The organism is Dokdonella sp. (assembly GCF_041395345.1).
In the GTDB taxonomy this organism is placed as follows: Bacteria; Pseudomonadota; Gammaproteobacteria; order Xanthomonadales; family Rhodanobacteraceae; genus Dokdonella.
Window position 1 is genome coordinate 145,875 of the sequence record NZ_JAWLAR010000001.1, and the last position, 15,682, is coordinate 161,556.

The 15,682-nt window shown below is 62.4% G+C and carries 16 protein-coding genes; 8 read left to right on the forward strand and 8 right to left on the reverse strand.

Going from position 1 to position 15,682, the window contains the following annotated elements; all coding sequences use genetic code 11:
- Positions 1 to 13 precede the first annotated feature (13 nt).
- From R3F00_RS00665 to R3F00_RS00680, 4 genes are all read left to right on the forward strand, one after another.
- Positions 14 to 409 (forward strand): nuclear transport factor 2 family protein, encoded by a 396-nt coding sequence (locus R3F00_RS00665; RefSeq protein ID WP_371279763.1) that lies wholly within the window; start codon positions 14 to 16, stop codon positions 407 to 409.
- Positions 410 to 536: 127 nt separating this feature from the next.
- Positions 537 to 869, forward strand: coding sequence for a hypothetical protein (locus R3F00_RS00670; RefSeq protein WP_371279764.1), 333 nt, complete (start codon positions 537 to 539; stop codon positions 867 to 869).
- Between the two features lie 127 nt (positions 870 to 996).
- Positions 997 to 1,332 (forward strand): hypothetical protein, encoded by a 336-nt coding sequence (locus tag R3F00_RS00675; protein ID WP_371279765.1) that lies wholly within the window; start codon positions 997 to 999, stop codon positions 1,330 to 1,332.
- Between the two features lie 4 nt (positions 1,333 to 1,336).
- Entirely contained in the window at positions 1,337 to 2,116 is a 780-nt protein-coding gene (locus R3F00_RS00680; protein ID WP_371279766.1) for an SGNH/GDSL hydrolase family protein, read from the forward strand.
- Between the two features lie 66 nt (positions 2,117 to 2,182).
- Here the strand turns inward: R3F00_RS00680 and R3F00_RS00685 are convergent, their stop codons facing one another.
- The 4 genes from R3F00_RS00685 to R3F00_RS00700 form a co-directional block, all read right to left on the reverse strand.
- Positions 2,183 to 2,791: a DUF938 domain-containing protein gene (locus R3F00_RS00685; protein WP_371279767.1), complete on the reverse strand. Its 609-nt coding sequence runs from the start codon at positions 2,789 to 2,791 to the stop codon at positions 2,183 to 2,185.
- The gene (locus R3F00_RS00690; protein ID WP_371279768.1) at positions 2,788 to 4,107 is read right to left on the reverse strand and encodes a TCR/Tet family MFS transporter; all 1,320 of its coding nucleotides are present in this window, start codon (positions 4,105 to 4,107) and stop codon (positions 2,788 to 2,790) included. Before R3F00_RS00690 ends, R3F00_RS00685 begins: the two co-directional genes overlap by 4 nt.
- 88 nt (positions 4,108 to 4,195) lie before the next feature.
- A complete protein-coding gene (gene folE / locus R3F00_RS00695) occupies positions 4,196 to 4,807 on the reverse strand; it encodes a GTP cyclohydrolase I FolE (protein WP_371279769.1) in 612 nt (203 codons plus the stop codon).
- A gap of 379 nt (positions 4,808 to 5,186) precedes the next feature.
- The gene (locus R3F00_RS00700; protein WP_371279770.1) at positions 5,187 to 6,371 is read right to left on the reverse strand and encodes a class I SAM-dependent rRNA methyltransferase; all 1,185 of its coding nucleotides are present in this window, start codon (positions 6,369 to 6,371) and stop codon (positions 5,187 to 5,189) included.
- Positions 6,372 to 6,916: 545 nt separating this feature from the next.
- On the opposite strand from R3F00_RS00700, the gene R3F00_RS00705 reads away from it, so the two are divergent.
- Positions 6,917 to 7,864 (forward strand): TerC family protein, encoded by a 948-nt coding sequence (locus R3F00_RS00705; protein WP_371279771.1) that lies wholly within the window; start codon positions 6,917 to 6,919, stop codon positions 7,862 to 7,864.
- Here the strand turns inward: R3F00_RS00705 and R3F00_RS00710 are convergent.
- Positions 7,858 to 9,075: a GGDEF domain-containing protein gene (locus R3F00_RS00710; protein WP_371279772.1), complete on the reverse strand. Its 1,218-nt coding sequence runs from the start codon at positions 9,073 to 9,075 to the stop codon at positions 7,858 to 7,860. The genes R3F00_RS00705 and R3F00_RS00710 overlap by 7 nt on opposite strands.
- Positions 9,076 to 9,424: 349 nt before the next feature.
- On the opposite strand from R3F00_RS00710, the gene R3F00_RS00715 reads away from it, so the two are divergent.
- The gene (locus tag R3F00_RS00715) at positions 9,425 to 10,231 is read left to right on the forward strand and encodes a rhomboid family intramembrane serine protease (RefSeq protein ID WP_371279773.1); all 807 of its coding nucleotides are present in this window, start codon (positions 9,425 to 9,427) and stop codon (positions 10,229 to 10,231) included.
- 14 nt (positions 10,232 to 10,245) lie between these two features.
- Here R3F00_RS00715 and R3F00_RS00720 read toward each other — a convergent pair whose 3' ends face one another.
- The gene (locus R3F00_RS00720) at positions 10,246 to 10,740 is read right to left on the reverse strand and encodes an Lrp/AsnC family transcriptional regulator (RefSeq protein WP_371279774.1); all 495 of its coding nucleotides are present in this window, start codon (positions 10,738 to 10,740) and stop codon (positions 10,246 to 10,248) included.
- A gap of 127 nt (positions 10,741 to 10,867) precedes the next feature.
- On the opposite strand from R3F00_RS00720, the gene phhA reads away from it, so the two are divergent.
- A complete protein-coding gene (phhA, locus tag R3F00_RS00725; protein WP_371279775.1) occupies positions 10,868 to 11,758 on the forward strand; it encodes a phenylalanine 4-monooxygenase in 891 nt (296 codons plus the stop codon).
- 176 nt (positions 11,759 to 11,934) lie between these two features.
- Positions 11,935 to 12,591 (forward strand): hypothetical protein, encoded by a 657-nt coding sequence (locus tag R3F00_RS00730; RefSeq protein WP_371279776.1) that lies wholly within the window; start codon positions 11,935 to 11,937, stop codon positions 12,589 to 12,591.
- Between the two features lie 272 nt (positions 12,592 to 12,863).
- On the opposite strand, the gene R3F00_RS00735 is transcribed toward R3F00_RS00730, so the two are convergent.
- Positions 12,864 to 14,645 (reverse strand): DUF885 family protein, encoded by a 1,782-nt coding sequence (locus R3F00_RS00735; protein WP_371279777.1) that lies wholly within the window; start codon positions 14,643 to 14,645, stop codon positions 12,864 to 12,866.
- 201 nt (positions 14,646 to 14,846) lie between these two features.
- Positions 14,847 to 15,548 carry a helix-turn-helix transcriptional regulator gene (locus tag R3F00_RS00740; RefSeq protein WP_371279779.1) on the reverse strand — a complete coding sequence of 234 codons (702 nt, stop codon included), beginning with the start codon at positions 15,546 to 15,548 and terminating at the stop codon, positions 14,847 to 14,849.
- Between the last annotated feature and the right edge of the window lie 134 nt (positions 15,549 to 15,682).

The window sequence follows — 15,682 nt, forward strand, 5'->3', positions numbered from 1 at the left end:
GGAATACCGATCGATGAGCAATGACCCACTCGCCTCCTGGCACGAACTGGTCCGCAGCAGGGACATCCGAGGGCTGGACGCGCTGCTTGCCGACGATGTTGTGTTCCATTCGCCGGTTGTGCATACCGCACAGGTGGGCAAGAGGATCACGACGCAGTATCTGGCAGCGGCCCTGAAGGTTTTTTTCAATGAGTCATTCGCCTACGTGCGCGAGCTCAAGACCGATCGTGATGCGGTTCTCGAGTTTCGCGTGGTGATTGACGACATCGAAGTCAATGGCGTCGACATGATCCGCTGGAACGAGGCCGGGCTTATCATCGAGTTCAAGGTCATGTTGCGCCCGCTCAAGGCGATCAATCTGATCCACCAGAAGATGGCCGCGATGCTGCAGGGCGGCCAGTCGCGGTAACCTCGGGCCAGCGGACCAGCATTGTCTTGCTTTGCTGCGAAAAGACGACCTCAGGGTGACTCCCGCCTGTTCGGGGACTACCCTTGCATCCACCGCCTCCATACCGGACGCGCCAGGGAGAAACCCGATGCAAGCACGCCTTCCGAATCTTGTGCTCCTGATGTCCCTTCTGCTGACCGCCTGCGGCGTCGCCGTACCGGCCGACAAGTCCGACTATGTCGGCGAATGGAACGCCGATGGCATGTCGCTGCTGATCACCCAGGATGGCAGTGTCGTCTATCACCGCATGAAAAAGGGTGCGAAGACTTCCATCGATGCGCCGCTGAAAGGTTTCAAGGGCGATGATTTCGAAGTGGGACTCGGCCCGATGGTGACGACATTCAAGGTCAGCTCTCCACCGCACAAGGTGGGCGATCAGTGGATGATGACAGTGGATGGCGTTGAGCTGACAAGACGCTGAGCACTTCGGAATGCTCATGGATGCCGCCAGCCTGGACGTGAGGTCGCTCGCTTCGAGCAGTTGTCCTGTTCAGTCGCCTGCGCCGCCGCAGCATGAATCGGACCCGTCATGGACACGAAGACGACCGATGCAGATCGGACGCGTAGCGCTGCCACTCCTGCTTGCCCTCCTGCTGTCTGCTTGCGCAGTCCCTGTTCGTGCCGACAAGATCGATTACGTGGGCGAGTGGTGGAGTTCGGAAGGCATGTGGCTGCTGATTACCCGGGACGGCAGCATTGCCTACAGCCGCTTGAAAAAGGGCGGGCGGGTTTCAATCGAGGGACCGCTGAAGGGATTCACGGGCGACGATTTCGAGGTGGGCTTCGGCCCGGCGGTGACGACCTTCAGGGTCTCGGCACCTCCGCATCAAGTGGGCGGTCGCTGGCTCATGACGGTCGATGGCGTGGAGCTGACGCGTCAATGAGTGCATGGTTGGCTCTTCTGGCGTACCAGCGCAATCGGCGGCCCGCCTGATGCTGCGCAGCTTCGTGTTCTGGAGTTCATTGCCCGTCGTTGCCGTGCAGGCCCTGCGCGTGCGTCGGAATGCGCTGCGCATGACGCCGGCAGAGGGTCCGGATTCGGGATCGGTTGGCAGCGGCCCGCCGCTGCGCCTGCTCGCGATCGGCGACTCGATCATTGCCGGGGTCGGCGCCTCCACGCTGGCCACGGCCCTGGTCGGGCGCACGGCGGAAGCGATGGCCGCATTGTCCGGGCGTACGGTCCATTGGCGGGCGATCGGTCGCAGCGGCATCAATTCGACGGACATGCTCGACGAACTGGTTCCACGCCTGCCGGCCGAGTCCGTTGATGTGTTCGTGGTCTCGATCGGCGTCAACGACGTCACCGCGCTGACACGCACGGCACGCTGGAAGAAGAATCTCGATGCGCTGCTACTGGCGTTGGCCTCGCATTCGCCAGGCGCCGTTGTTGCGATGGCCGGCATTCCACCGCTTCGGGAGTTTCCACTGCTACCGCACCCGCTTCGATCGGTGATTGGCTATCGCGGCGAAAGTCTGGATCGCATCCTGCGCGACACGATCGCCGCACACTCGTGTTCCGTGCACGTGCCGGTCGAGTTCGAGGCACAGGAGAATCGCTTCAGCCAGGATGGCTTCCATCCGTCCGAAGCGAGCTACACGGAATTTGGTCGGGCCATGGCGGAGCACATCGTGTCACGACTGCCTGCGAATTCCCTCACTCCCCGCTGATCGTCATTGGATCACGTCCAACCGGGTCGTGCGGCAACGATGCGATCCGTTGCCTTGGCCGCCGCTTCAGTCCCGGCGCTGCCAGACCACGCAGCGATTGTTGGCAGGCAATGCGTGGTCGGCAACCCGATACAGGCCGGCGCTTGCAGCCAGCGTGTCCACATCGGCGAGGTCACGTATGCCCATGTGTTCGCCTTGTTCCTTGAGCCATCGGTCGAATCCCGCATTGCTTGGACTGGTAAATCGCCCATCGATGTTGAAGGGTCCGTAGATGACGAGTTTCGCATCCGCGGTCATGACCCCGGGCAAGTGAATGAACAGTTCCTTGACCTCGGACCAGGCCATGATGTGCAAGGTATTCGCGCTGAAGACTGCGTCGAACTTCTGCTCGGGCCAGGTCGGCTGAGTGACGTCAAGCACAAGCGGCGCCGGGGTATTGTCGAGACCGGCCTCGTCCAGCCAGAGCCTGATGCCAGGAACATGTTCCTCGCGCTCGCTGGTCTGCCATACCAGATCCGGAAGCGCTTCGGCGAAATGCACGGCGTGCTGACCGGTGCCGCTTCCGACTTCGAGCACGTGGGCGCGATCGGCGAAGACCGAGCGCAGGACTTCAAGGATCGGATCGCGATTTCGCTCGCACGAAGGCGCGATCGGTTTCTCTCTGGCTTCGCTCATGGGCGATCCTCCACATCGGCGAGTGCGGGCAGTTCGCCGGTTCCGGGCAGACCGGCTTCGGCGTGCGCGGCGGCAGGCGTGATTGGATGCAGATCGGCCGTTGCGCGCCAGCCGAGAACGAATCCGAACCCGAGCAGGATCGCCGACAGGATGAAGGCGGCCCCGGGCAGTTGCACGGGTGTTGCGGGTCCGATAAAGAACGCGAAGATCTGGCTGAAGATGAAGGGCCCGAACACGGTAGCCAGACTGCCGAGGCTGGTGATCGCGCCCTGCAGTCGACCCTGTTCGCTCGGATCGACCTGGCGGGTGATGATCGACTGCGTGGTCGGTCCGCCGAGCCCTGCCAGGGCGAGCAAGGGGATTCCGAGCAGGAACAGCGTGCTGGTCGCGGCAAAGCCCAGGGTCAGGAACCCGCTGACGCCGAATACCAGTCCGGCCAGCATGACGCGACGTTCACCGAACAGGGGCACCAGCCGGCGTACGAGCCCGGCCTGCACAATCGCGCTGCACAGGCCGACCAGGGCCAGGGTGTAGCCGACTTCCTGCGGACCCCAGGAAAAGCGGTAGTCACTGTAGAGCACGAAGGTCGAATTGAGCGAAAACTGGGCCAGTGCGGCGAGAAAGAAGACGATGGACAGCGCAAAGACCTGCGGATAGCGGCGCAGCATGCGCAGCGCCCCGAGCGGGTTCGCTTCCCTGAAATCGAAACGCTTGCTGCGACGCTCCCTGGGCAGGGATTCGGGCAGGATGAAGAAGCCGTAGAGGAAATTGGTCAGGGCCAGGCCCGCGGCTACCCAGAATGGCGCGCGTACCGACCATCCGCCGAGGAATCCGCCCAGGGCCGGACCAAAGATGAATCCGATGCCGAAGGCTGCGCCCATCAGGCCGTAGGCAGCGGCCCTTTTTTCCCTGGAAGTGACGTCGGCTATGTAGGCGTTCGCGGTCGAGATGCTGGCACTCGCGATTCCCGAGATGATCCTTCCGACAAAAAGGATCGGAAGGGTCTGGGCCACGGCCATGACGATGAAATCCAGACCCAGCGCAAGATTTGAGGCCAGGATGACCGGACGTCTGCCAAAGCGATCGGACAAGGCGCCCTGAACCGGAGAGAAGACGAACTGCATGAGGCCGAACATCGCGCCCATGATGCCGGTCCAGCGTACGGCCGTGCTGATCTCGCCGCCGGTCATGAACTGCACGAGGTGCGGAAACACCGGAATGATGATTCCGAAGGCCAGCATGTCGAGCACCACCGTGACGAACACGAAGATGATCGCGGCGCGGCGCGGTGGCGTGTGGTCGGCCTCGGAGGTCATTCGGAAGGAATCAGGGAAGGTCAGCGCAGCGCACGATACAGCAATTGCCTGGAGACCAGTGCCTGCTGGAAGTCGTGCGTGCCAGCTGCTAGTTCTTCGAGTTGATATTGATGAAGCGCAGGAATTCGGCACGGGTGCGCGCATCGTCACGGAAATCGCCGAGCATCTGGCTGGTGATCATCGAAACGCCACGCTTGTGCACGCCGCGTGTCGTCATGCACTGGTGCACGGCATCGATGACCACGCCGACGCCGCGCGGCTTCAGCACGTCCTCGATGCAACGAGCGACTTGCGCGGTCAGTTTCTCCTGGACCTGGAAGCGCCGCGAATAGGCATCGACCACGCGCGCCAGCTTGCTGATGCCGACCACCTTGTCGGTCGGCAGATAGCCGATATGCGCGCGACCGATGATCGGCGCCATATGGTGCTCGCAATACGATTCGAACTCGATGTCACGCAGCACGATCATTTCGTCATAGCCGGCGACTTCTTCAAACGTGCGACGCAGGTATTCGGCCGGATCGATGGCATAGCCCGAGAACCAGTCGCGATAGGCGTTGACCACGCGTTTCGGTGTATCCAGCAGTCCCTCGCGCGCAGGGTCCTCGCCGGCCCAGCGCAGCAGCGTGCGCACGGCCTCTTCGGCCTGGGCCACGCTGACGGTGGGGACAACGGTGGTTTTCTTGCCGTGGCGCGCCATGCGGGTTCCCGATAACACTGCAGAGGCAAAGTCTAACAGCCAACTACGCAGCGGCAACGCGGGCGCCGCTCGACGAATCGCAACGCTGAATCGCGGATGGGTCAGACCAGCGACGGAGGGGCCCTGGCTCCTGATTCGGTCTGACTCCCCATCAAGGCGCTTCGCCCGGCCTTAAACCCTGCCTGCCGTTCTCCGTCTGCTGTGCGGCACCTGCTCGCGTCCTTCAGGATCGACCTGGCAAGCGCCCGGATGGCGGTCGATACCCGTCTGGTCCCGACCGACGGCATGGCGGAAAAATCGGGATTTCAACCGTACTTGCAGGACGGCCTTGGACAGCGACCGCCAAGGCAGCGCAAGATTCGACGAGCGCAAACTACCCTCAATCCACCCGGCAGAAGACGGCCTTGAGATAGCGACTCTCGGGAACGTGCGCGAGCCAGGGATGGTCGGCGCCTGCACCGGTCACCTTGAGCACCTGGGCCGTGCGTCCGGCATAGAACGCCGCACGACGCAGCATGTCGAGGAACTGGTCTTCGCTGACCAGGCCCGTGCAGGAACAGGTCAGCAGGATGCCGCCGGGCTTGAGTGCACCCATCGCGAGCTTGTTCATGTCGAGGTACTTCTTGAGCGCCGGAATCACCTGCTCGCGGTCGCGCGTCATCTTGGCCGGATCGAGGATCACGACATCGAACTTTTCGGCCTTGTTGTTCGGGAAATCCCGCAGCCAGTGGAAGATGTCGGCCTGGACGAAGCGAACCTTCGCCTTGTTCAGGTAGGCGTTCTTCTCGGCGATCTCGAGGATGCTCTCGTCGAGATCGACACCGACGACTTCGCTGGCCCCGCCTATGGTCTTTGCGGTGATGCCGAAGCCACCGGAGTTGCAGCACAGGTCGAGAACCCGCTTGCCTTCGCAGAACTCGGCGAGGGTCTTGCGATTTTCACGCTGGTCCACAAAGAAGCCGGTCTTGTGCTTGCTGCCCGGTGCAGCATGGAACCTGACGCCGTGCTCGTGGATGACCGTCGGTTCCGGTGTTGGCGGCACGGCACAGTCGAAGCTCTCCTGCTTCTGCACGTGCTGTTCGGCGTAGGCGTAGATCTCGCTGTCCGGATAATGCGCAAGCAGGCAACGACGGATCAGTTCGCGCTGCTTGTACATGCCGGCCGAGAAGAATTCGACGACCAGAGTGCCGGCGAATCGATCGACGATCAGGCCAGACAAGCCATCCCCTTCGGAGTGGATCAGGCGGTAGGCGTCGGTGACCGCATCGAGCTTGAGCAGGTCCCGGCGCAGGCTCACGGCCGCCGCGATCTTGCGTTCGAAGAAGGCCTCGTCGACCTGCTCCTCGATGTCGGCCGTGAGTACGCGCAAGCTGATGCGCGAGTGGCCATTGTAGAAGCCGCGACCGGCGTACTCGCCGTTGCGATCGACGATCTCGACAATACTGCCGGGCTTGGGCTTCGGCTCGGGGCGCTCGACCATCTTCTGATAGATCCAGGGATGGTTGGAACGGCGTTCGATTTTCAGCTGTACGACGGGCAGCGGTCCCGCTGGATGGTTGCTCATCGGTGAATGATAAGCGAACGCGCCTGCCACACGGATTTTCGCCCCGGTCGCCAGCCCGTCGACCGGGCGGGTCCCGCTTCCCCGCTTTTCGCCGGTGGGGCCGGGCGAATGCCCCCGAGAAAGCAATTCCCTTCGGTCGCCGCGCCCGACATCGCCAATGAGGGGGGTCAGGCTCGGAGCAACCTCCCGACATGCCGGGGTTCGCTGCGCTCTACGTGCCGCTCGCCGCTTCCCATCCCTCACGCTCTACTGCCGATCTCCGAACCCCAACCCCGTCACGCTTTGTTACCGCGGCGGCCGATGACTTTTACCAGGTGTTCGGATACAGTCATGCGCGTAAACGAAGGGGAGTAGCTCTCCCGTTGCCGTGATCGTCAGCACGGACCGCCCCGCCGGTCCCGGTCCGGCAGGCAGTTTCCGGTGCCTGGCACCGTATCCTGCGAGCAAGACCTTCGCCGCACGACGGCGAAGCTGTGCCCGGAAATAACCGAGGCCCTGATCGCCGTCACCGGCGCGGGGCCTTTTTTGCAGTTGGAGTCCAGGCAATGCACACCATCGGTACCCCCGGCCTCTGGTCAGCCTTCGGGCTACTGGTTGTTGTTGCCCTGATCATCGACTTCGCCGTTCTGAAGGCCGGTGGCTCGCACAAGGTTTCCTTCAAGGAAGCAGCCTGGTGGAGCATTGCCTGGATCGTGCTGGCGATGCTGTTCAACCTGGGCCTCTGGTATTGGCTGGGCGGACATTCCAGCCCGGCGGTCGCGGATGAAACGGCTCTGCAGTTCCTGACCGGCTATGTTGTCGAAAAGGCGCTGGCGATCGACAACATCTTCGTATTCCTGCTGATCTTCAATCGATTTGGCGTGACTCCCGAATTGCAGCAGCGTGCCCTGATGATCGGCATCCTCGGCGCCATCGTGCTGCGTGCGATTCTCATCTTCATTGGTGCTGCGCTGATCGCGCGCTATCACTGGATCCTCTATGTTTTCGGGGCATTCCTCGTCTATACCGGGATCAAGATGGTGCGGGCGCCGAACGACGAAGCGGATTTCGAGGCCAATCCGATGATGCGCTGGATGCGTGGCCACCTGCGCCTGACCAGCGAGTACCACGGCACGTCGATGACCGTGGTCAAGGACGGCGTTCGCTGGTTTACGCCGATGTTCGTGGTGATCGCCCTGCTTGCCGTCACCGACGTGATCTTCGCGGTCGACTCGATTCCGGCGATCTTCGCGATCACTGAAGACCCCTTCATCGTGTTGACGTCGAACGTGTTCGCCGTGCTCGGATTGCGCGCGCTGTACTTCCTCATTGCCGGCATGGCCGATCGCTTCCATCTGCTCAACTATGGGCTGGCGGCGGTGCTGGTCTTCATCGGGGCCAAGATGCTGATCGCCGATATCTGGAAGGTGCCGATCGGATTGTCGCTGGGCATGGTGGCCCTGCTGATCGGCAGCTCGCTGATAGCCAGTCGCCTGATCGAACGCCCTCAGTAGGAGCCGGAGGAAATCTCCGGGCGATCCCCCGCAACACCGTCCTGCCCCTTCTCCAGGGTCGACGCCGCGACCACGCGGTTGCGTCCCGTGCGTTTGGCCGCGTACATGGCACGATCGGTTTCGCGCAACAGGGTCTCGAGATTGCTGATCGACGGGCCCATCGAACCGACCCCAATGGATGCGCGCAACGGTACAGGCCAACCACTGACCGAGAAGTCGCTTTCTTCCAGCCGCTCGCGCAAGCGTTCAGCCAGGTTTGCGGCGGCGGCTTCGTTCGAGTCGGGCAGGATGGCGACAAATTCTTCGCCACCGATTCGCGCGATGACGTCCGATCCGCGCAAGACGCCGTGCATGATCTCGACCACGCGGCACAGGGCCAGGTCCCCGGCTTCATGGCCAAACTGGTCATTGATGCGCTTGAAGTGATCGATGTCGAGGATCAACAGCGACAAGGACCGGCCATGGCGCTTGCTCGTGGCTATGGCCTTGTTCGCCAGTTCCGCCATGGTCCGACGGTTGTACACGCCCGTCAGCGGATCGATCGTGGCCAGGCGGGCGAGGTCCTTGTTCAGTCGCTCGCCGCACATGAGCAGGAAGCCCGAGGTCGCAATCACCGGCAGCAAGGCGGCATACGTGAATACGATGCCCTGCAGCGGCGAGGACATGGTCAGCTCCATGAAGCCCGGCGCAGGCACGATTGCGACCCTGACAATCATGATGGCAACGCCCACCAGCAACATCAACGCTACCAGATGCTCGGGCCGGGTAATCGAATCCTGCTTGCGATAGATGGCTTCGACGCCGATGCTGGCCTGTAGCCCGATCATCACCGAGATGAGGATGATGCGCCCGTACAGGCTGGGCCAAACATAGGTGAGCAGGATTTCGCCAACAACGGCGAGGCCCACCAGGACCAGCATCAGCCCGGTCAACGGCGACTTGCGACTGTAGATGCGCAGAGCCTCGGTAATGTGCGCAAACGCGATCACCAGCAGGGCATTGGCAACGATGATCGAAAGCCAGTCGGGAACCTGCCCGCGCAGGGAGAACAGGGCATAGGAAAACGGCTGAATCAGCAATCCGCGTACCCACAAGCGCATCGGCTGCCGCAAGGTAGCCGGAAAGCCGGTCAGGGTCAGGGCTAGTGCCAGGCCGATGATCATGCTCATCGTGGCTGTCAGCTGCATCGCGGTGGGAATGTGAAAATTCATGACGGCTCAGGTACTTGGGCCCCAGACTTCAGCAATATTCGAGCCAACCCCGCCGGAGCCGGGCGATTACCCTTTGACCAATCGTTTGCGGGGGCTTGAGAGGCGCATAGAAGTCAGCCCTGCGGGAAGCGCTCGACTACCCCTTTCGAACGAGCGTCTGCGGAGACAAAGGGTGAGTGATCGATGTCAGGCCCGCGGAGAGAACCAGGTCCTGCCAGGTTCACACCCCGAAAAACAGCGAAACCCCGCCGGCACCCGCATACCGATGGCGGCAGGGAAATAGGGTGCCGCCAGGTCTCTCCAAACAGCCCACCCTTGCAGCCGCCGCAGCCGACCCAACGTGCTGTGAATGGACATTGCTCCCCCTACACCCGATCCGGGCAGTACCGCGGTCAAGTTCGACCGGGAACGCATCAACTACGCCGTATTCAGTGCGGCGATCCTGCTTGCAGGCATCTGGCTGGTCTGGCTGGGCGGCTGGTTGCTCGGTTGGAAAATGGGCGATCTCGGCATCGAGCCGAGGCGGCTCGGCGGCCTGCTCGGCATTCTCAGCGCGCCACTGGCGCATGCGTCGTTCTCGCATCTGATGTCGAACACGCTGCCGCTGGCCCTGCTCGCCACGCTGACCCTGTATGCCTACCCGCTGGCGGCGCGCTACGCGATGCCAGCGATCTGGCTGGCATCCGGTATCGGCGTCTGGCTGTTCGCACGCGACTCGACCCATGTCGGCATGAGCGGCATCAATCATGGGCTGATGTTCTTTCTGTTCCTGACCGGCCTGCTGCGCCGAGATCGCCTCGGTGTCGCGATATCGCTGGTCGTGTTCTTCTTCTACGGTGGCATGCTGCTGACCGTACTGCCGCGCGAGGAACAGGTTTCCTTCGAGTACCACCTGGCCGGCGCCATCAGTGGCGTGATCGCCGCGATCCTGTTGTTCCGGCTGGATCCGAAGCCGATCCGCAAGCGCTACAGCTGGGAAGACGAGGAAGACGAGGATGAAGATGCGTTCGCGCTGGATGCCGAACTCGAACTGCCCCGCCCCGCTGAAGTTCCGGTGCTCTGGAAGCGGGATTCGGCAAATGCGGATGAACCGCGTGTCCTGCGATTTCCCGCAAGCCGACGCGATGAGGATGGCAAGTCGCACACCCTGCATTGAACAAACTCGATTGATCAGCTTCGACTCAGATGATCCAGCGGCAATTCGCGGGTCTGCTTGACCGTGCGCAACACGAAACTCGAATTGACATCGGCGACGCCGGTTTCATTGAGCAGCTTGTCGAGCAGGAAGCGCGAGAAGTGTTCGAGATCGCTGACCACGATGTGCATCAGATAATCCATTTCGCCGGTCAAGGCATGGCAGGCGATGACCTCGTTCCAGCTTTGCACGCTTTCGACGAAGTGCTGCACTTCGCGGGCGCCGTGTTTCTCCAGTTGCACACGGACGAAGGCCTGCAGACCGAGGCCAACCGCCTGTGGATCGACCAGGGCGGCATAGCCGGCGATGACCCCATCGGCTTCAAGGCGCTGGATGCGTCGCAGGCAGGCCGATGCGGACAGGTTCACGGCCTCGGCAATGTCCGCATTGGTCGCGCGGCCGCTGCGCTGGAGCAGGGCGAGCACGCGAAGATCGGTGCGATCCAGCCCGGAAACCGTTGATTCGCTCATTTCGTGCGCCATTTCGTGCATTGACGCAAGAAATATGCGCCCAATCTGCTCACCAAGGCAAGAACGCAAGCCTGTTGCGCCTGTGTCCCTCTAGGATGGTGACTCTACCCATTCCCCGTGACTTTTCATGTCCAGCGAGCCGCGCCGCGTCGAAAACCAGCTCACCGACAAGGGCTATGTCCCGGTCTATACGACCGCCGTTGTCGACCAGCCCTGGGACAGCTATACGCCGGAGGACCACGCCACCTGGGCGACCCTGTTCCGACGCCAGCGCGAAGTGCTCAAGGGCCGCGCCTGCAACGAGTTCATCGAGAACCAGACGCGCTTCCGCATGACGCCGGACCAGATCCCGCGATTCGAGGAGCTCAACGCGGTGCTCGACAAGGCGACAGGCTGGCAATTGATCGGCGTCGAGGGGCTGCTGCCCGAGCTGACCTTCTTCGAGCACCTGGCCAATCGCCGCTTTCCGGTGACCTGGTGGATTCGGCGCCCGGACCAGATCGACTACATCGCCGAACCCGACATGTTCCATGACCTGTTCGGGCATGTGCCGCTGCTGCTCAATCCCGTGTTTGCCGACTACATGGCGGCGTACGGGCGCGGCGGCGTCAAGGCGCATGGCATCAGCGCCGAGGCTCTGGTCAACCTGACCCGCCTGTACTGGTATACGGTCGAATTCGGCCTGATACGCCAGGACGACGGTTTGCGCATCTACGGTTCCGGCATCGTTTCCTCGAAGGGTGAATCGATCCATTGCCTCGAGTCGGCCTCGCCGAACCGTATCGGCTTCGACCTCAAGCGCATCATGCGCACGCGCTACCGCATCGACACGTTCCAGAAAACCTATTTCGTCATCGACAGTTTCGAGCAGCTCATGGATGCCACGCGCCCGGACTTCGTTCCGATCTATGCAGAACTCGCGTCGAAGGAGTCGTTGCCGGCTGGTTCGGTCCAGGACGACGACAAGGTTTATCAGCGCGGTTCCGGTGAAGGATGGGCCACCGACGCGGATGCCTGAATGCAGCGAACGCCACAGGCCGGCGTGACCTCGGACGCAGGCGCTGCGACAAGGGATGCCAGGGTCGAATGGCTCTGGATTGACACCGAATATCGTCTATTGGCATACCTGCGCCGGGGGAATGACGAGCGTCGAGCCGGTGTCATTCGAGCCAGTGTCTCCAGCGGGAACAACCCATGAAATTCGCCACGGTCATTGCACTCTTCCTCGCCTGCGCAACGGCGCCCGCCATGGCTGAAGTCAAGGAGGCTTCCGCCGATCATTTCCATCTGGCCTTCACGGCCACGATTGCTGCGTCGCCCACCAAGGTCTATGCCTTGCTGCCGCACGTGGAAAAATGGTGGAGTGCCGAACACACCTGGTCCGGCGATGCCGCGCACCTGAGCCTCAAGCCCGAAGCCGGTGGCTGCTTCTGCGAGCGCTGGCAGGGCAACAGTGTCGAACACGGTCGAGTGATCATGGCATTGAAGGATCAGACCCTGCGCCTGGATTCGGCACTGGGTCCGTTGCAGGAATTCGCGCTCAAGGGAATTCTGGATTTCGGCCTGACCGAAATGGAAAACGGCGCGACCGAAATGCTGGTCGACTATCGCGTGAACGGATCAGACGCGAGTGGACTGGACCAGTTCGCACCCGCCGTCGACGAGGTTCTCGGCATGCAACTGGAGCGTTTGCTGCGCTACATCGACACCGGAAATCCGGAAGCGCCCGTCGTAGCTGAGCCGGAAGAAGCCCCGAGCAAGAAGGAGGCGCGCGCCGAGTTGATTGAAGAGTGGGCGGAAGAAGCGGCCAAGGAGATGCAGAAGCCTCCGAAGCCGAAAGAAAGGCCGTAGGCGTTACCGGGTACCGATGGGAATCCCCGGAACACGGATCGAACCCTGCGTCGGTCATGCGATTGTCTGAAGGAGCCAGCTTCAGCTGCGATGCTTTTTGCGCCATTGCGAACAAGAGCGTCACGGCTGAAGCCAACAACAAAGCGGCAACTCCTGACCCGTAACCGAATTCCGCGCCGCCGGACCGGCACTTCGCAAGAGGCCTCTTCTGCAACGATGCTCTTTCGCCATGTTGCTGCGAGGAGCATCGCCGCTGAAGTTGGCTCCTATAGTTATTCCTGCGCCACTTTTTCGTTCTTCGCCGCGGCCGCTGCCTTGCTGGTTGCGATGAACTGCTGGATCTGCTGATCCAGAACCGGCAGCGGTACCGAGCCCTGGGCAAGTACCGCATCGTGGAAAGCACGGATGTCGAAGTCCTCGCCCAGCGCCTCTTCGGCCTGCTTGCGCAAGGCGACGATGCGGATTTCGCCAAGCTTGTAACTCAGTGCCTGGGCCGGCCAGGAAATGTAGCGGTCGACTTCGGTCGTGACTTCGTGTTCGCTCAGCGCGGTGTGATTGCGAAGATAGGCCAGCGCCTGCTCGCGACTCCAGCCCTTGTGATGCACGCCCGTGTCGATGACAAGACGGCAAGCCCGCCACATCTCGTAGGTCAGACGGCCGAAGTTTTCGTAGGGCGTCGTATAGATGCCCATCTCGATGCCGAGCTTCTCCACATACAGGCCCCAGCCTTCTCCATAGGCGGAGATGTAGCCATTGCGCCGGAACGCCGGTTGCCCGCTCTGCTCGTCGGCCAGCGACAACTGGAAGGAGTGACCGGGCGCAGACTCGTGCAGGGTGAGCGCCGGCAGGTTGTACAAGGGCCGCGAGGGGAGATCGTAGGTGTTCAGCCAGTAGGTGGTGGGTCCGCCGCGACCGGCAGTCCAGAACGGTGCAATGTCTGCCGGAACCGGCTCGATGCTGAAACGTGCGCGCGGCAGCAGGCCGAAGAACTCGGCCAGCCTGGCGTCGACCTGCTTGGAGATCCATGCGGCTCGCATGAGCAGTTCCTCGCCGGTCTTCGGATAGAACTGCGGATCGGTGCGCAGGAAAACCAGAAACTCCTCGAAGCTGCCCTCGAATCCCGCCTCCTGCATGGTTTCGAGCATCTCGGCCTGGATGCGCGCGACCTCATTGAGCCCGATCGTGTGGATCTGCTCGGGGTCGAGGTCAAGCGTGGTGTACTCGCGGATCTGCTGGCGGTACCAGGCCTTGCCGTTGGGCATCGCTTCGGCGGCCAGCGACTTGCGCGCCCTGGTCATGTACTCCTTGCGGAAGAACGCGAGCAGATTGGCATAGGCTGGAATGACCTGTTCGCGGATCGCGGCAAGAGCCTCGGCCTGCAGGCGTTCGCGTGTTGCCGCATCCATGCTCGTCGGCAGTTTCTTCAGCGGGCTGTAGAACTCGCTCTCGGACGGATCGCTCAGGTCGGCAATGGCCGCGATCGAGGCATCGCGCCCCGGCAGCACCGCACGCGGCACGCTGAAGCCGCGCTTGAGGCCTGCACGCATGTTGACAATCTGCTGCTCGAAGTAGCGCGAAATGTCCCTGAGCTGGGCGATGTAGTCTTCGGCCGCCGCGGCATCGCGCAGCGGCTTGCGGGTCAGGAAACCGAGATTCGACCAGAACGAGGAATCCGAGTTGAACGGCATCTGGTAGCTGCCGAAATCGATTTCGGCAATCAGATTCTCGATCTGCGGCCGGTACACGGCATAGTTGATGCGCTCGGCCGCCGACAGGTTCTCCACAGGCAGCGCGTCCAGTTCAACCAGCACCCCGCGCCACACGTGCAGGCGTTCGCGCCGGGCCGCAGCATCGACCTGGGGAAGCGACCTGACCCGCGTCTTGCCGTCCTTGTCTTCCTCGAGTCCAGGAAACTGCTGCTTGCGCCATTCCCATTCCTTCTCGTAGATGGCCTTGAAGGTTTCATCGGCACCGGGGCGGGTGCCGGCCTGCGCAGTGACCGGGACCGGGCAGGTCAAAGCCGCTGCGAAAAGGAGTACTGAAAGAATTCTCATTGCCTGATCCACGTTCTCATCCGCAGCATGATCGCACTGATGATCGTGGTTGCGCAGGTGGCATTCGACACTTCGGGCAGATGTCGTCGTCGAATGGGCCTGGGGCGATGCCGTTCCAGTGGCGCAGACCGGTGTCGCTGACCGACCGGCTTTCACTGATGGAGGCGGCTTTCAGAAGGCCATGACGCGGGTGCCACTCGATCAGCGTTGCCCCGTATCCGTGATCGGGTCGGCACCGATTGCGCGCAAATAGGCATCGAAGCCATGCTCGGGACAGTCGGCAAAACGTTCGCTGCGAAGCTCAAGCGCGATGATGCGATCGGGGCGGAAGTTGCGGAAATCCTCGCGCATCCGGCACCAGGCGCCGAGCGTCCAGCTGCCTCCCCAGAACGCCAGGCACAAGGGTTCCACTTCGCGCGCGCTGGCTTTGCCCGCCTCGTCTCGGTAGTCGAGGCCGATCACCCTGCGCTGCTCGATGGCTTCGTTGAGCCGGTCGATCAATGGCGCCGACGTCTGCCATCCGCCGGGTGCGAATATGCGCGATCGCTGCGCACGCGCGCGTTGTTCGTCCGGCAGCACGGCTTCGATCTTGATCAGCGCCGAACGCGCGCCCGCGGCAAGGCGCGTCCCCGCGAACGCTCGTACGAAACGGGTACCGACAACCAGGGCTTCGAGTTCTTCTGCGTTGAACATCAGCGGGGGAATGTCTGATCCCTTGCGCAGCAGGTAACCGACCCCGGCTTCTCCCTCGATCGGCACGCCGGACAACTGGAGATCGGCGATGTCGCGGTAGATCGTGCGGAGGGAGACGGCCAGCGTCTCGGCCAATTGCCGCGCGGGCAACGCCGTGCGTCGCCCGCGCAGGGAGTGGATGATCAGAAACAGTCGGTCGGCCCGGCGCATGTCGCCATCATCGCGCGTCGGCCGGACAACGCCAATCGGCCGGCAAGATCAGGCGCAAGCTGGAGCGGTACTGCCTCAAGGCCGATCCCGGTTGAGACCCCACCTTGCATCGGCACGTTCGTCCCCGGACCGGA

Excerpts from the sequence above, each read along its gene's own strand:
- R3F00_RS00715 (WP_371279773.1), top strand. The coding sequence starts at position 9,425 with ATGGACATTGCTCCCCCTACACCCGATCCGGGCAGTACCGCGGTCAAG.
- R3F00_RS00720 (WP_371279774.1), bottom strand. The coding sequence starts at position 10,740 with ATGAGCGAATCAACGGTTTCCGGGCTGGATCGCACCGATCTTCGCGTG.
- R3F00_RS00670 (WP_371279764.1), top strand. The coding sequence starts at position 537 with ATGCAAGCACGCCTTCCGAATCTTGTGCTCCTGATGTCCCTTCTGCTG.
- R3F00_RS00675 (WP_371279765.1), top strand. The coding sequence starts at position 997 with ATGCAGATCGGACGCGTAGCGCTGCCACTCCTGCTTGCCCTCCTGCTG.
- folE (WP_371279769.1), bottom strand. The coding sequence starts at position 4,807 with ATGGCGCGCCACGGCAAGAAAACCACCGTTGTCCCCACCGTCAGCGTG.
- R3F00_RS00665 (WP_371279763.1), top strand. The coding sequence starts at position 14 with ATGAGCAATGACCCACTCGCCTCCTGGCACGAACTGGTCCGCAGCAGG.
- R3F00_RS00730 (WP_371279776.1), top strand. The coding sequence starts at position 11,935 with ATGAAATTCGCCACGGTCATTGCACTCTTCCTCGCCTGCGCAACGGCG.
- R3F00_RS00705 (WP_371279771.1), top strand. The coding sequence starts at position 6,917 with ATGCACACCATCGGTACCCCCGGCCTCTGGTCAGCCTTCGGGCTACTG.
- R3F00_RS00700 (WP_371279770.1), bottom strand. The coding sequence starts at position 6,371 with ATGAGCAACCATCCAGCGGGACCGCTGCCCGTCGTACAGCTGAAAATC.
- R3F00_RS00735 (WP_371279777.1), bottom strand. The coding sequence starts at position 14,645 with ATGAGAATTCTTTCAGTACTCCTTTTCGCAGCGGCTTTGACCTGCCCG.
- R3F00_RS00685 (WP_371279767.1), bottom strand. The coding sequence starts at position 2,791 with ATGAGCGAAGCCAGAGAGAAACCGATCGCGCCTTCGTGCGAGCGAAAT.
- R3F00_RS00680 (WP_371279766.1), top strand. The coding sequence starts at position 1,337 with ATGGTTGGCTCTTCTGGCGTACCAGCGCAATCGGCGGCCCGCCTGATG.
- R3F00_RS00710 (WP_371279772.1), bottom strand. The coding sequence starts at position 9,075 with ATGAATTTTCACATTCCCACCGCGATGCAGCTGACAGCCACGATGAGC.
- phhA (WP_371279775.1), top strand. The coding sequence starts at position 10,868 with ATGTCCAGCGAGCCGCGCCGCGTCGAAAACCAGCTCACCGACAAGGGC.
- R3F00_RS00740 (WP_371279779.1), bottom strand. The coding sequence starts at position 15,548 with ATGCGCCGGGCCGACCGACTGTTTCTGATCATCCACTCCCTGCGCGGG.
- R3F00_RS00690 (WP_371279768.1), bottom strand. The coding sequence starts at position 4,107 with ATGACCTCCGAGGCCGACCACACGCCACCGCGCCGCGCCGCGATCATC.